Consider the following 12,672-nt stretch of genomic DNA (forward strand, 5'->3'; position numbering starts at 1 on the left):
CATTCGCCCGAGCGGCCGTGCGGTCCGCCCGCCCGAGGGCTGTGAGCAACCACGCTCGATGAGGGGATCAGGCGACGAGGGCCTGCCCCGGGTCGAGGAGGTCGTGGAGTGCGGTGCGGTGCAGGGCGGCCACCGGGGCGAGGAGGTCCGGGTGGCGCAGGAGGGCCGCTGCCTGGCGGTCGCGGGCGTCTGGGGACACCAGGCGCCGGAACTCGATCGGCACGCCGGTCGCATGGCCGCCGTCGGCGATCGCGGCGACCGCCAGCGGTGCCAGCCCGGCATCGGTGAGCAGGCAGGCCGCCCAGCTCGCGACGACCTCGTCCACCCAGGTGCGCCAGGCGAAGTCGTCCGCGTCGTCGTGCGTGGATGCGTCCGCGCCGGTGATCCAGTCCAGGCCCGCCGAGCCGCCGGGGCCGGCCATGCCGACCAGGGCAGCGTCCGTCGGCGTCGGGTAGCGCAGCCACGCCGCGACGGTGACGGCCTGCCGGGCCTGCACCTCGCCCAGGGCAGCGGCGAGGGCGCCGCCGCAGGCCGGGTAGGAGCGCGTCAGCCATTGGGTGGTCGCGGCGATGAGCGGGGAGAGATCTGCGAGCACTGCCGGGCCGTCCGAGAGACTGGAGATGGACGCAAATCCATCGGGTGGGTGAACGGGAATCCATCAAACGGTAGCCCGTTGCCCAGGGCGGCGGACATGCCTGTGGCCTCGTGAACGGCGTGGCCTCGCCCACACCGGGACGCCAGGGCTCAGCCCGCCCGGACGCCCGAGGCACCGGTCGCCGCCCGCTCGGGCCTCGCCAGGTGGTAGACGTGGAACGCCCGGCCGATGACCGGCTGTGCCACGTTGCGCACCTTCACTCCCCCGCTGGTCATGCCGTGCTCCGTGCCGAGGTGGGCGTGCCCGTGCACCGCGAGGTCGGCGCCTGCGGTGTCGATCGCCTCAGCCAGCAGATAGCTGCCGAGGAACGGGTAGATCTCGGGAGGTTCACCGGCCAGCGTGTCCGGCACCGGCGAGAAGTGGGTGAGCGCGATACGTACGTCGCAGTCCTGCTCCCGCAGTTCCACCAGGGAGTCCCGCAGGGTGTCGGCGCGCCGGCGCGAGTACCGGACGAACTCCTTCATGATCGGCTCACCGAACTCACCGGCGCAGCGTCCCACGAATCCGCCGCCGAACCCCTTCGTGCCGGCCACGCCGATGCGCGCGCCGCCGTTGCCCACCACGGTCGCCTGCCCTTCCAGGACGCGCGCACCCGCGTCCCGCAGCACGGCGGCGACCTCGTCGGGGCAGTCGGCGTGGTGATCGTGGTTGCCCAGGACCGCGACCACCGGGACCGCCAGGCCCTCGATCTCGCGTGCGACCACCCGGGCCTCCTCCGGGGTCCCGTGGCGGGTGAGGTCCCCGGCGAGCAGCAGGACGTCGGCGCTGTCGGGCAGGGTCTCGAACGAGGGACGGAGCCGGCCCTTGCTCTCGGGCCCCATATGGATGTCCCCGACGGCCGCTATCCGGATCATTCGACCTCCTCGGCGTGGTCGGGCGCGGAGGCGTCCGCGACCACGATGTCGCAGTGGACGGGGGTTTCCGGCAGCTCGTCGCGGGCCATGCGCAGGACGTCGTCACGGCATTGCGCGGACGGCACGGTGCCGGTCAGCAGAACCGCCTCGCCACGGATCTCGATGCGCACACCCAGCTCGCCGAGGTCCCCGGCGGCCAGATGGTCGGCGAGATGGGCCACGCGGTAGTCCAGGTTCTGCGCTCCACCGGCGCCGGGAGCGGGCCGGGCGGCGTATGCGCTCATCGGGGCTCCTTCCGTGGGGCGATGACGTTCAGGCGCTCGAGAAGGAAGAAGAACGCGGCGGGCATCGGTCTGTCCCCGCAGGAACTCCGTACGTCGTCCCAGTCGACCTTCTCGCGCAGGGCGCGGGCCGCGGCGAGCACCGGTCCGAAGTCGCAGTGGTGCTCCGAGAAGGGCTCGATCAGCGCCCGCATGAGATCCGTCGCCGCCAGGACGGGCATGTGCACCGAGTCGACCGGGAGATCCTGAGCCCGGGCCAGCATGTCCGAGGTGACCGAGCGGTGCCCGAGTTCGGAGAGCAGGTCGACCTCCTGGCCGAGGCATGTGGTCTTCATCAGCCAGTCCTCCGGCGGTGTACGCACCGTGAGGCCCGCTTCGGTCAGGGTGTCCGCCACGGCTTCGGCGTCTGCGCGGCGTACGCAGAAGTCGGCGTCGTGCTGCAGGTGACCGCTGCCGCCGTGGGCGTAGACGGCCACGCTTCCGGCCAGGGCGAACGTGTGCCCGTTGCGTTTGAGGAGCACGCCGACCTGCTTCGCCGCCTCGAGGATCGCCTGGCTTCGATCACGGGGCGGTTCCTGGTTGTTGTGCGCGTGCGGCTCCCGCGAGCCCGGCTGGATCGGGCTCTCCCCGACCGGGCGCAGCCGAGGCGCCCCGGCTCGTCGAGCGGGCGTCGCGCTCTCCCGGTTCCGCGTCATGACGACTCCGTTCGCCGTCCTGCCGTCCGGCGCGGGCCCCTGCCGGGGCCCGGGGCGGGCTGGAAAGGCTCCGGGTACCCCGGCACGCAGGCTTCGATACGGCACACCTGCGGGTAGCGGGACGTGCCGGGCAGTGCCGGCACGTCCCGCCCCTCACGCCGCTGTGTAGCCCAGCTGGCGTCGCATGTACGGGGTCATGAGGGTCTTCGCCTTGGCGATGGTCGTGGTGCGGCTGCCGAGGACCGCCGTTTCGCCGCCCGGCACGGGCAGCATCGTCACGCCGTCGGCCGGGCCGAACGGCACGATGAGCGGGGTGCGGTGGACCGGACGGTAGAAGCGGGGCTCCTTGCGGTGCTTGCCGCCGCTGTTCAGGTAGGCGCGGATGTTGTGGGCGGCCAGGTCCGCCTGGGCGAGTGCGGCCGGGGTGATCTTGACCTCGGTGGCGTCGTTCACGTCGCCGACCGCGAACACGTCCAGCCATCCCTGGACGCGGAGCGCCTGGTCGACCTTCACGTGCCCGGTCTCGTTCAGCCAGTCCCCGTGCCCGGCCAGGCGCAGCCAGAGCGTGTTGGGCGTGGTGCCGGTCGCCCAGAAGGAGCGGTCGGCCTCGATGACGTTTCCGCGGGCGTCGCGGTAGGTGCCGAAGTCGTTGCCGGGGGACATGAAGGCGTCGAGCCACACGTTCACGTCATGGGACTCCAGCCAGGCCCGCGCCTTGCGCCCGGCCCGCGCGCTGCCCGTGGCGTGCAGCAGCTCCGGCCCGGAGTGGGCGAGCGTGACCCGGGTGTCCGGCCGGGCGAGGCGGATCTCGGCGCTGAGCTCGACCCCGGAGGGCCCGCCGCCGACGACGAGGATGTGCTCCGCTGAAGCGATCTGCTGCTGGTGCGTGGTGAAGGACTTCACCGCCTCCTCGGTGGTGGTGCCGGTGAAGCGGGCCGGTTCGGGGTAGTCGGCGCCGGTGGCGATCACCAGCACGTCGTACGGGAGCCGCTCCCCCGTCGCGAGCATCACCTGCCGTTCGGCGGTGTCGATGCGGACTGCCTTGCCCACGGCCACGCGGCCGTTGCGCAGCAGCCGGTCGTAGGGGATGAAGGGGGTGTGCGACCAGTCCGGACGCACGCCGGCGCGCAGGGAGGCGATGCGGTGGAAGAAGACCTCCTTGCGGTCCACCAGCGTGACCCGCGCCGCCGCGTCCAGTCGCTTCGCCAGACGGACGCCCGCATAGCCGCCGCCGATCACCACTACGTCGCCGTCATGCACGCCGAGTCTCCTGTGCTGTGGGGGGGGAGAGAAGGAGCAAGTGGCACGGCGGGTGGGCCGCCGTCGGCCACTCCCCTGTCGGCGACCCTATCGTTTGAAACTTAAAGGGTTGATGGAGCCCGGTGTGCGTTCTGTGAAAAGTGCGACCTGTGAGGTGCCCGCGCGCAAAACGCCGACGTCCAGGCCGACCCGTGCGGGCCGGCCTGGACGTCATGACGTCATGCTCGGAACGGATCAGACGAGGTCGAACCGGTCCAGGTTCATGACCTTGACCCACGCCTCGACGAAGTCGGTCACGAACTTCTCCTTCGCGTCGTCGCTCGCGTAGACCTCCGCGAGCGCGCGCAGCTCGGAGTTCGAGCCGAAGACGAGGTCGGCACGGGTACCGGTCCACTTGACCTCGCCCGAGGCGTCACGGCCCTCGAAGGTCGTCTGGTCGCCGGAGGTCGACTTCCACGTCGTGCCCAGGTCGAGCAGGTTGACGAAGAAGTCGTTGGTCAGCTTGCCCGGGGCGTCGGTGAAGACGCCGTGCGACGAGCCGCCCTGGTTGGCGCCGAGGACGCGCAGACCGCCGACGAGGACGGTCAGCTCGGGGGCGCTCAGGGTGAGCAGGTTCGCCTTGTCGAGCAGCAGGTACTCGGCCGGCAGGCGGTTGCCCTTGCCGAGGTAGTTGCGGAAGCCGTCCGCGGTCGGCTCCAGCGCGGCGAAGGACTCCACGTCGGTGTGCTCCTCGGTGGCGTCCACACGGCCCGGCGTGAAGGGCACCTCCACGTCGAAGCCGGCGTCCTTCGCGGCCTTCTCGACCGCGGCGGAACCGCCGAGGACGATCAGGTCGGCCAGGGAGACCTTCTTGGCACCGGAGTTGAACTCGGCCTGGACACCCTCGAGGACGCGCAGGACCTGGGCGAGCTCGTCCGGGTTGTTGACCTCCCAGCCGCGCTGCGGCTCCAGGCGGATGCGGGCGCCGTTGGCACCGCCGCGCTTGTCGCTGCCGCGGAACGTCGAGGCCGACGCCCACGCGGTGCCGACCAGCTGCGAGACGGTCAGCCCCGAGTCGAGGAGCTTGGCCTTGAGGGCCGTGACGTCGGCGGCGTCGATGGCCTCGCCCTCGGCCTGCGGCAGCGGGTCCTGCCACAGCAGCGTCTCCGCCGGGACCTCCGGGCCGAGGTACAGGGACTTCGGGCCCATGTCACGGTGGGTCAGCTTGTACCAGGCGCGGGCGAAGGCGTCCGCGAACTGGTCCGGGTTCTCGTGGAAGCGCTTCGAGATCTCGCCGTAGATCGGGTCGAAGCGCAGCGAGAGGTCGGTGGTGAGCATCGTGGGCCGACGCTTCTTCGACGCGTCGTGGGCGTCCGGGATGATCTCCTCGGAGTCCTTGGCCACCCACTGGTTGGCGCCGGCGGGGCTCTGGGTGAGCTCCCACTCGTAGCCGAAGAGGATGTCGAAGAAGTCGTTGCTCCACTGGGTGGGCTTGGTGGTCCAGGTGACCTCGAGACCGGAGGTGATGGCGTCGCCGCCCTTGCCGGTGCCGTAGGTGGACTTCCAGCCCAGGCCCTGCTCCTCCATGGAGGCGGCCTCGGGGTCGTTGCCGACGTGGTCGGCCGGGCCGGCGCCGTGGGTCTTGCCGAAGGTGTGGCCACCGGCGATCAGCGCGACGGTCTCCTCGTCGTTCATCGCCATGCGGCGGAACGTCTCACGGATGTCGCGGGCCGCGGCCAGCGGGTCCGGGTTGCCGTTGGGGCCCTCGGGGTTGACGTAGATGAGGCCCATCTGGACGGCGCCGAGCGGGTTCTCCAGCTCACGGTCGCCGGTGTAGCGCTGGTCGTCGAGCCAGGTGGTCTCGGGACCCCAGTACACGTCCTCGTCGGCCTCCCAGACGTCGGCGCGGCCGCCGCCGAAGCCGAACGTCTCGAAGCCCATCTGCTCCAGCGCGACGTTACCCGTGAGAATCATGAGGTCGGCCCAGGAGATGGACTGGCCGTACTTCTTCTTGACCGGCCACAGCAGACGGCGGGCCTTGTCCAGGTTGCCGTTGTCCGGCCAGCTGTTCAGCGGCGCGAAGCGCTGCTGACCACGGCCGCCACCGCCGCGGCCGTCGCTGATGCGGTAGGTGCCGGCGCTGTGCCAGGCCATACGGACCATCAGCGGGCCGTAGTTGCCGAAGTCGGCGGGCCACCAGTCCTGCGAGGTGGTCAGCACCTCGGCGATGTCCTGTTTCACGGCCGCCAGGTCCAGGGCCTGGAACGCCTCGGCGTAGTCGAACTCCTCGCCGAGCGGGTTCGCCACGACGGGGTCCTTGGCGAGGATCTTCAGGTTGAGCCGCTCCGGCCACCACTGACGGTTGCCGCCGCCCTGCGTCGGGTGGGGGGCGCGATCGTGCGCGACGGGGCAGCCACCGGTGCCCTCCGTCTTCGCGTCAGTGACGATCGCATCGGGGTTCTCAGCCATGGGAAACCTTCCGAACTAGGTGAATCACAGTGCTCGGGGTGCACTGCCGGCAGTGGAACAGTCGGGGCACAGGCCCCAGTAGATGACCTCGGCCTCGTCGATGGCGAAGCCGTGGTCGTCGGACGCGGTCAGGCAGGGTGCCTCGCCGACCTCGCAGTCGACGTCGGCGACCACACCGCACGACCGGCACACGACGTGGTGGTGGTTGTCGCCGATACGACCCTCGAACCGGGCCGGGCTCCCGGCCGGTTCGATACGGCGGATGAGTCCCGCCGCGGTCAGTGCGTGGAGGCCCTCGTACACGGCCTGCAAGGAGACATGGCCCACGCGATCACGCACCCCGGAGGCGATGGCCTCGACGCCGAGGTGGTCACCGGCCCGGACGGCCTCCAGCAGCGCGACACGCGCGGCGGTCACCCGCAGGCCGGCACCGCGCAGCTCCTCGGCTGGGGTCGGGATCTGGGATGCGGTCATGGGCACAACCTACCTCGCTAAACACGAATGATTCAAGAAAACGAATGATGAAACTCTGGCGCACTGCGCTCGACGGGGGGGGCCGGGGGCTCCGAGTGGTGCACATGGCACCACCCTGAGCCCCCCAAAGCGCGAAAAAACGTCTTTTCCGGCATCGGTGCACCCCTTTCCGTCAAGGCCTTGAGCTGGTCGACATCCCACTCGTACTCGATGGAGGTACATCGCATGCTCGGCAGACATACCGCGGCCGGTCGCGGCGCCGCCCTGGCCGCTCTCGGCGCCCTAGTCCTCACCGGGGTCACCTCGGCCGCCGCGGCCGAGCCGCCACCCGCGTCCACCGCCGCACAGACCCTCGGCGCCGACCGGCCGCCGGCATCGGTGCTGCATGCCCTGGAACGTGACCTGAAGTTGAAGCGAGGTCAGGCGGCCGAGCGGTTGGTCAACGAGGCGGAGGCGGGCGCCCGCGCGGGTCGCCTCCGCAACGCCCTGGGCGAGCACTTCGCGGGGGCCTGGCTGCGAGGGGCGACCTCCGACGAGCTCACCGTCGCGACCACGCACGCCGCCGACGTGTCCGCCATCAAGGCCCAGGGCGCGACGGCCGCGGTGGTCAAGCGGCCGTTGACCGAACTCAAGGACGTCAAGAAGAAGCTGGACACGGCCGCCGGCCGGGTCAAGACGCGCGACACACCGGTCTGGTACGTCGACGTACGGACGAACCGGGTCGTCGTCCAGGCGACCAAGCGATCGGCCGCCACCGCCTTCATCAAGGCCGCCGGCGTCCAGGACAAGGGCGTCGGCATCCGTGTGTCGGCGCAACGGCCACGGCTGCTGGGGGACCTCATCGGCGGCGACGCCTACTACATCGAGGGCACCGCCCGCTGTTCCATCGGGTTCTCCGTCACCAAGGACGACAAGCAGGGCTTCGCCTCGGCGGGCCACTGCGGGAGCAAGGGCGACACGACCAGCGGCTCCGACATGGCCGCACAGGGCACGTTCCAGGCCTCCACGTTCCCCGGCAAGGACATGTCCTGGGTCGGCGTCAACAGCGACTGGACAGCCACGCCCGACGTGGAGGGTGAGGACGGTGAGCGGACAAAGGTCACCGGCTCGGTCCAGGCGCTCGTCGGGGCGTCGATCTGCCGCTCCGGCTCCACCACCGGATGGCACTGCGGCACCATCGAGCAGCACGACACGAGTGTCAGCTACTCCCAGGGCACCGTGGACGGCGTGACCGAGACGACCGTGTGCGCCGAGCCCGGCGACTCCGGCGGTCCGTACATCTCGGGCTCTCAGGCACAGGGGGTGACCTCGGGTGGCTCGGGTGACTGCACGGACGGCGGGACCACCTTCTACCAGCCGATCAACCCGATCCTCAGCGACTTCGGCCTCGTCCTGAAGACCGCGCCCGCCCAGGCCGGCACCCCCGCTCCGGAGGACAACGAGGCGACGGAGACATGGGCCGCGGGCCGCGTCTACGAGGTCGGCACGACGGTGACCCACGCGGGCGTGCGCTACCAGTGCGTGCAGACCCACCAGGCGCAGGGCGCGTGGTCGCCGGGCTCCACTCCGGCCCTGTGGCAGCGGCTGTAGGAGTCGTACGTCGTAGAGGTCGGACGTTGCAGGAGTCAGACGTCGTAGGACTCTGCCGGTGCGGGGCTCGGTTTCGGCTCCGCACCGGCCGCTTTGCGGGGACTACTCCTCCGCGAGGAGCCCGTACGCGGCGGCGATGAAGGAGTCGCGGGCGCGGAAGCGGCGGGTACACAGGGCGACCAGGGCCGTGCCCGTGTCGGGCCTGAAGCCCAGGAAGGCCTGCTGGCCGAGGGTCGCCCCGCTGTGGAAGTACATCGGTCCGCCGTTCGTGGGGTGCCGGAACCACGCCATCGTGTGCACGTGCCGGTGTCCCGGGCCGCGTCGGAGCACGGGCGTGCGCACCGCCCGCAGGGCGTCGGCCTGCGGCGAGCCGGCCGGGTCGAGGTGGGCTTCGAGGAACGTGAGCAGGTCGTGCGGGGTGGCGCGGAGGGCACCCGCCGCCTGGAAGCCGCCCGCGTCGAAGGCGAGGGTGGGTGTGCGGCCGTCCTTGCCGTACCCGACGGCGTCGGTCTTCGGGTCCTCCGCGCGCAGAGCGGTGCCGCTCAGGCCGAGCGGACGCAGCACGTGTGCGCCGAGCAGCTCCTCCCACGCCGTGCCGGTCGCCGCGGCGACAGCGTGGCCGAGCACGGCGACGCCGAAGTTGGAGTAGTGCCACCGGGTGCCGGGCCGGTGTCGGGGGCGGTGGCGGTGGCGGTGGCGCAGGAAGGCGTCGGCCACCCGCTCGGCCGGATAGCGACCGTAGGGGTTGGTGCGCCAGGCGGGCAGCGCCCGCAGGTAGAAGTCGGCCGGCAGGGCGGGCAGTCCGGCGGTGTGCGTGATGAGGTGCGCGAGCGTCACCGGCCGCGCGTCGTCCCGTCGGCCCGGGTCCAGACAGGCGGCGGCCGACTCGCCCCCGGTCAGCAGGCCGCGCCGGATGAGCTGGGCCAGCAGCAGCCCGGTGAACGCCTTCGTGGCCGAACCGATCTCGTAGCGCAGGTCCTGCCGCGGGACCGGTGGGGGCGGGGCGGTGCCACCGCAGTGCAGGGTGCGGCGACCGGACCGGGACACGGCGATGACGGCGTCGGGCGCGTCGACGGCGCCGACGGCGCTCTGCAGCCGCTCCCGCAACGCGTCGTCGGTGCCGAGGCAGCCGCCCGCGCGGGGGTGGTCCAAGTCGTCCTCGGCGCCCGGCCAGAGCACGGACGGGCCGGTCATGAGGTGACGTGCGTCAGCTCGGTGAGGGCCCGGGAGGTGGCCAGCACGGAGGCGAAAGCGGCGACCAGCGTCGGGTGGTAGACGACGTCGAACACCTCGTCCGGTTCGCCCTCGGGCAGCGTCCGTACGGCGGGCATGGCGCCGTCGGGCTGCTGCGCGGCGGCAAAGCCCTCCCAGGCCCGTTCGTCCAGGGTGGGGCGGGGCAGGCAGGCGTCGACGACCAGGAGTTCGCCGAGCAGGTCCCAGCGCTCGAGATCCAGCCAGTCGTCGATCCAGACCGGCAGCCACATGGCGAGGTAGTCGGCGATGTCCGGCGGCAGGGCGTCGGGGTGCTCTCCCCAGTCGGTGAGGTGGAACACCGTGTGGGTGACGTCGTAGGCGATGTGCCCGCTGACCGTCCAGGGCTCGGGGGTGCGCGCCAGCCAGGTCGAACCGACGATGTCCGTCTCGGGCGTGCGGGGCGTGAAGCCGAAGCGGCGCTGGAACGCGGACAGTCCGAGGCGCCGGGTCGGGTCCAGTTCGAGGGCCGCCCAGCTGTCGAGCCGGTGGTAGAGGACGGTGGCGCGCTCCACCTCGGGCTCGCTGTACCCGAGTTCCTTGTACGGCAGGTACACCTCGAACGGGATGGGCGACAGCGGCTCGATGCACTGGCCGCGTGCCAGCATGCGACCGCCGTCCAGCGTGTGCCGCCAGGTGTGGTCGAGGAGCTTGCGCGCCAGTTCGGCCTGCCGTGATCCGGCCACGCCCTCGCGGAACAACACCCTGCAGATCAGGGCCAGTTCGCCGACGGGTTTGAAGCGCTCGAGGAAGCCCACTTCCGGATCGACGTCGGGCTCCAGGCGGAATCCGTCGCGATGGGCCCACAGCCACTCCAGGGCGCGGACGCCGACGGTGTGCATCAGACGGGTGTCGGTCATCCGGGCACTCCTTGTCCCCTGTACCGGTTCTGCGCGCCGCCCACGTACGCTGCACGGTCTTCGGCACCGTCCTCGTGGGCTTCGCCCGTGAGGTACTTGACGGTCTGTGCCGCCGCGAAGGCCGCCATCAGGGTCGAGTGGTAGCACTGGAGGAAGTCCGGCTCCGGGTCCGCTCCGGCCTCGTCCCAGGAGTCGGCTCGGGCGTCGCCCCGGGAGTCCGGGGCCTGCTGCGGGAGCGCGCCGGAGTCGTGCTGGGCCCGCGCGATCCGGGTCCAGGCGTGCTGAAGGGTCGCGTGGTCGGGCGGACGTGGGAGGCTCGCGGCCACGACCAACAACTCGCAGCCGAGGTCCCACATCCCGGCGTCCAGACAGGTGTCGAGCCAGGGCGGCAGCCAGTGGGCGAGGTAGGCGGCCAGGTCAGCGGGGACGCCCGCAGGGGTGCGGCCCCAGTCGGTGAGGTGGAAGACGACGTGGGTGAGCGCGTACCCGGCGGAGCGCTCGAACGTCCACGGCTCCGGCAGTCCGCCCAGCCAGGTGCGCCGCAGCGCCTCCGCGTCCCGCTCCGGGCGTCGGATGCCGCTGCGCCGCTCGGCTTTGAGGACGCCGAGCCGGCGGGTCGGTTCCTGCTCGGTGAGCCGCCAGCCGCGGGTGCGGGCCGTCGTGGCGGCGGCGGCCTCGTACCGGGGGTGCCGCAGCCCGGCCGAGGCGAAGACGGAGTAGATCTCCAGCGGGTATGTCGCGAAGGGTTCCGACTGCTGGAGTCGCAGGAAGAGCTCGCCACGGCCGGTCTGCTGCCAGGCGAACCGCAGCAGGTCCGAGGCGCACGTGTGCAGCGGATCGGACGGCGGGGTGTGCGCGCGTACGCTCGCGCATGTCTGAGCCAGTTCGCCGAGCGGTTTCCAGGTGGCGTCCACATGGCCGTCCGCGGTGAGCGCGTCCTCGCCCAACGCGAAGTCGCCCCGGTGCGCGGACAGCCATGCGAACGCGGCGGCTCCCACCTCGTGGATCTCCCTGACGCCCAGGGCGGTCATACGAGCGCTCCGGCCGCCCGCACGACCCGTGCCGCCTGGACCTGAAGGGCCACCCGGGGGTCGTTGCCGCCCATCAGTTCCACGAAGTCCAGCCCCGTTTCGAGGCCGAGTGTCTCCGGGACCCCGTCGATCAGGGTCAGCCAGCGTCCCGCTCCGGCCGCCTGTTGCCAGTCCCTGCGGCGCACGGCCCGCACGAAGCCCCGGGCCACGTCGACCGGGCGGCGCTGGGCGGCGCGGGCCACCGCGCAGTCCGCACCGGGCACGGCGAGGGGCGCCAGCACCGCGAGTTGGTGCGTCAGCACCTGCCACGTCGCCTCGTCGAGCCAGCCGGCGTCCTGTTCCGGGGGCTGGTCCCCGGCGGGTGTGCCGGCCAGGGATGTGTCGAGCCGGCGCAGGGTCCGACTCATCGCCCAGTGGCTCCACTTGACGGTGGGTGCCGCGTCGGGGCGCGGCGGGAAGGCCTCCACCGTCCTGCGGAAGACGGCAAGTGCCTCCGGGGCGGGCGGAGTCGGGAAGAGTACGTGCGGCAGCAGCAGGTCTGCTCCCAACACACGTACGGCCGCGAGGGTGAGACTTCCCTCGACGTCGTCCATGGCCCCCGTGCCGGACATGCGCACGTGGTCTCCACCCCGGAGGGCGGAGACCACGTCGGACGCAATGTCCTGCACCGCGCCCTGCAAGAGGGCCGAAGTGCCTGACTGCTCCATCAAGCTGCTCCCGTCGGTCCGCTAGCCCTTCTTGGGGCGAGGGGTCGGCGGGGACAGCAGCAGCTTGGTGTCTGCGGAGAGCAGCGCCAGGGCGGCGCACTCCCGGCTGTCACGGTAGACGCCGTCGGGTTCGGCAGGGTCAAGTGCCGCCTCTAGGTCGCTCCGGACGCCGGTGATGTCCTCGATCGCCTTGTCAATGGAAGGCATATCACCATCTCCTCTGGGGTCAGCCATAGCCTCCACAACCAAGGTCACCACATGGCCACAAAGCGCGCATCTTTTCCCAAGAGACGCGTTACGTCACTTCTCCAACATCTCGCCCGGACGTCGGCCAGGGCGTTCTCAAGGTCGCCCGCTCAGGCCCACGCGGTCACCGGCACGAACGACCTGTCCTGCCGGGACGTAAGTGTTCTGTAATCAGCTCCGGGCGCCGGGAGGGCCGTTCGTTCCGTTCAATGGGGTGACGGCGGATGGTTCTCAGGAGGAGGAACGGGATGGGGCGGGTGCGGACCGTGCTGGTCAGGCCGTGGGTGGTCGGGTTGCTGGTGGTGGCTGTCGCGGGGGCC

General features: G+C 71.5%; 13 protein-coding genes. 1 reads left to right on the forward strand and 12 read right to left on the reverse strand.

The genetic code is table 11. From position 1 onward, the window contains the following. Positions 1 to 67 precede the first annotated feature (67 nt). The 7 genes from ADL12_RS48950 to ADL12_RS48980 all read right to left on the reverse strand — a co-directional run bounded on the left by ADL12_RS48950 (position 68) and on the right by ADL12_RS48980 (position 6,667). Positions 68 to 595, reverse strand: coding sequence for a hypothetical protein (locus tag ADL12_RS48950; RefSeq protein ID WP_062715724.1), 528 nt, complete (start codon positions 593 to 595; stop codon positions 68 to 70). A 149-nt stretch (positions 596 to 744) separates the two neighbouring features. Further along, positions 745 to 1,509: a metallophosphoesterase family protein gene (locus tag ADL12_RS48955; RefSeq protein ID WP_062715725.1), complete on the reverse strand. Its 765-nt coding sequence runs from the start codon at positions 1,507 to 1,509 to the stop codon at positions 745 to 747. Further along, a complete protein-coding gene (locus tag ADL12_RS48960) occupies positions 1,506 to 1,793 on the reverse strand; it encodes a BON domain-containing protein (RefSeq protein ID WP_062715726.1) in 288 nt (95 codons plus the stop codon). The genes ADL12_RS48955 and ADL12_RS48960 overlap by 4 nt, the downstream gene beginning before the upstream one ends. Then, the gene (locus tag ADL12_RS48965; protein WP_062715727.1) at positions 1,790 to 2,485 is read right to left on the reverse strand and encodes a hypothetical protein; all 696 of its coding nucleotides are present in this window, start codon (positions 2,483 to 2,485) and stop codon (positions 1,790 to 1,792) included. The genes ADL12_RS48960 and ADL12_RS48965 overlap by 4 nt, the downstream gene beginning before the upstream one ends. 153 nt (positions 2,486 to 2,638) lie before the next feature. Further along, positions 2,639 to 3,745: an NAD(P)/FAD-dependent oxidoreductase gene (locus ADL12_RS48970; RefSeq protein ID WP_062715728.1), complete on the reverse strand. Its 1,107-nt coding sequence runs from the start codon at positions 3,743 to 3,745 to the stop codon at positions 2,639 to 2,641. Between the two features lie 234 nt (positions 3,746 to 3,979). Then, the gene (gene katG / locus ADL12_RS48975) at positions 3,980 to 6,193 is read right to left on the reverse strand and encodes a catalase/peroxidase HPI (protein ID WP_062715729.1); all 2,214 of its coding nucleotides are present in this window, start codon (positions 6,191 to 6,193) and stop codon (positions 3,980 to 3,982) included. A gap of 24 nt (positions 6,194 to 6,217) precedes the next feature. Next, the gene (locus tag ADL12_RS48980) at positions 6,218 to 6,667 is read right to left on the reverse strand and encodes a Fur family transcriptional regulator (RefSeq protein ID WP_062715730.1); all 450 of its coding nucleotides are present in this window, start codon (positions 6,665 to 6,667) and stop codon (positions 6,218 to 6,220) included. Between the two features lie 225 nt (positions 6,668 to 6,892). Between ADL12_RS48980 and ADL12_RS48985 the strand changes: the two genes are divergently transcribed. Then, a complete protein-coding gene (locus ADL12_RS48985; protein WP_062715731.1) occupies positions 6,893 to 8,257 on the forward strand; it encodes an alpha-lytic protease prodomain-containing protein in 1,365 nt (454 codons plus the stop codon). Positions 8,258 to 8,359: 102 nt separating this feature from the next. On the opposite strand, the gene ADL12_RS48990 is transcribed toward ADL12_RS48985, so the two are convergent. From ADL12_RS48990 to ADL12_RS49010, 5 genes are read right to left on the reverse strand one after another with little or no spacing between them, the layout of a single operon-like run. Next, positions 8,360 to 9,451 (reverse strand): serine hydrolase domain-containing protein, encoded by a 1,092-nt coding sequence (locus ADL12_RS48990; protein ID WP_062715732.1) that lies wholly within the window; start codon positions 9,449 to 9,451, stop codon positions 8,360 to 8,362. Then, complete coding sequence (locus ADL12_RS48995; protein ID WP_062715733.1) at positions 9,448 to 10,368, reverse strand: DUF6895 family protein; 921 nt, start codon at positions 10,366 to 10,368, stop codon at positions 9,448 to 9,450. The genes ADL12_RS48990 and ADL12_RS48995 overlap by 4 nt, the downstream gene beginning before the upstream one ends. After that, positions 10,365 to 11,399 (reverse strand): DUF6895 family protein, encoded by a 1,035-nt coding sequence (locus ADL12_RS49000; protein ID WP_062715734.1) that lies wholly within the window; start codon positions 11,397 to 11,399, stop codon positions 10,365 to 10,367. Before ADL12_RS49000 ends, ADL12_RS48995 begins: the two co-directional genes overlap by 4 nt. Next, on the reverse strand, positions 11,396 to 12,106 hold the full coding sequence (locus tag ADL12_RS49005; protein ID WP_062715735.1) for a hypothetical protein: 711 nt from the start codon (positions 12,104 to 12,106) through the stop codon (positions 11,396 to 11,398). The genes ADL12_RS49000 and ADL12_RS49005 overlap by 4 nt, the downstream gene beginning before the upstream one ends. Positions 12,107 to 12,127: 21 nt before the next feature. Then, entirely contained in the window at positions 12,128 to 12,313 is a 186-nt protein-coding gene (locus ADL12_RS49010; RefSeq protein ID WP_031482330.1) for a hypothetical protein, read from the reverse strand. Positions 12,314 to 12,672 lie beyond the last annotated feature (359 nt).

Source organism: Streptomyces regalis, from assembly GCF_001509475.1.
Taxonomy (GTDB): Bacteria; Actinomycetota; Actinomycetes; order Streptomycetales; family Streptomycetaceae; genus Streptomyces; species Streptomyces regalis.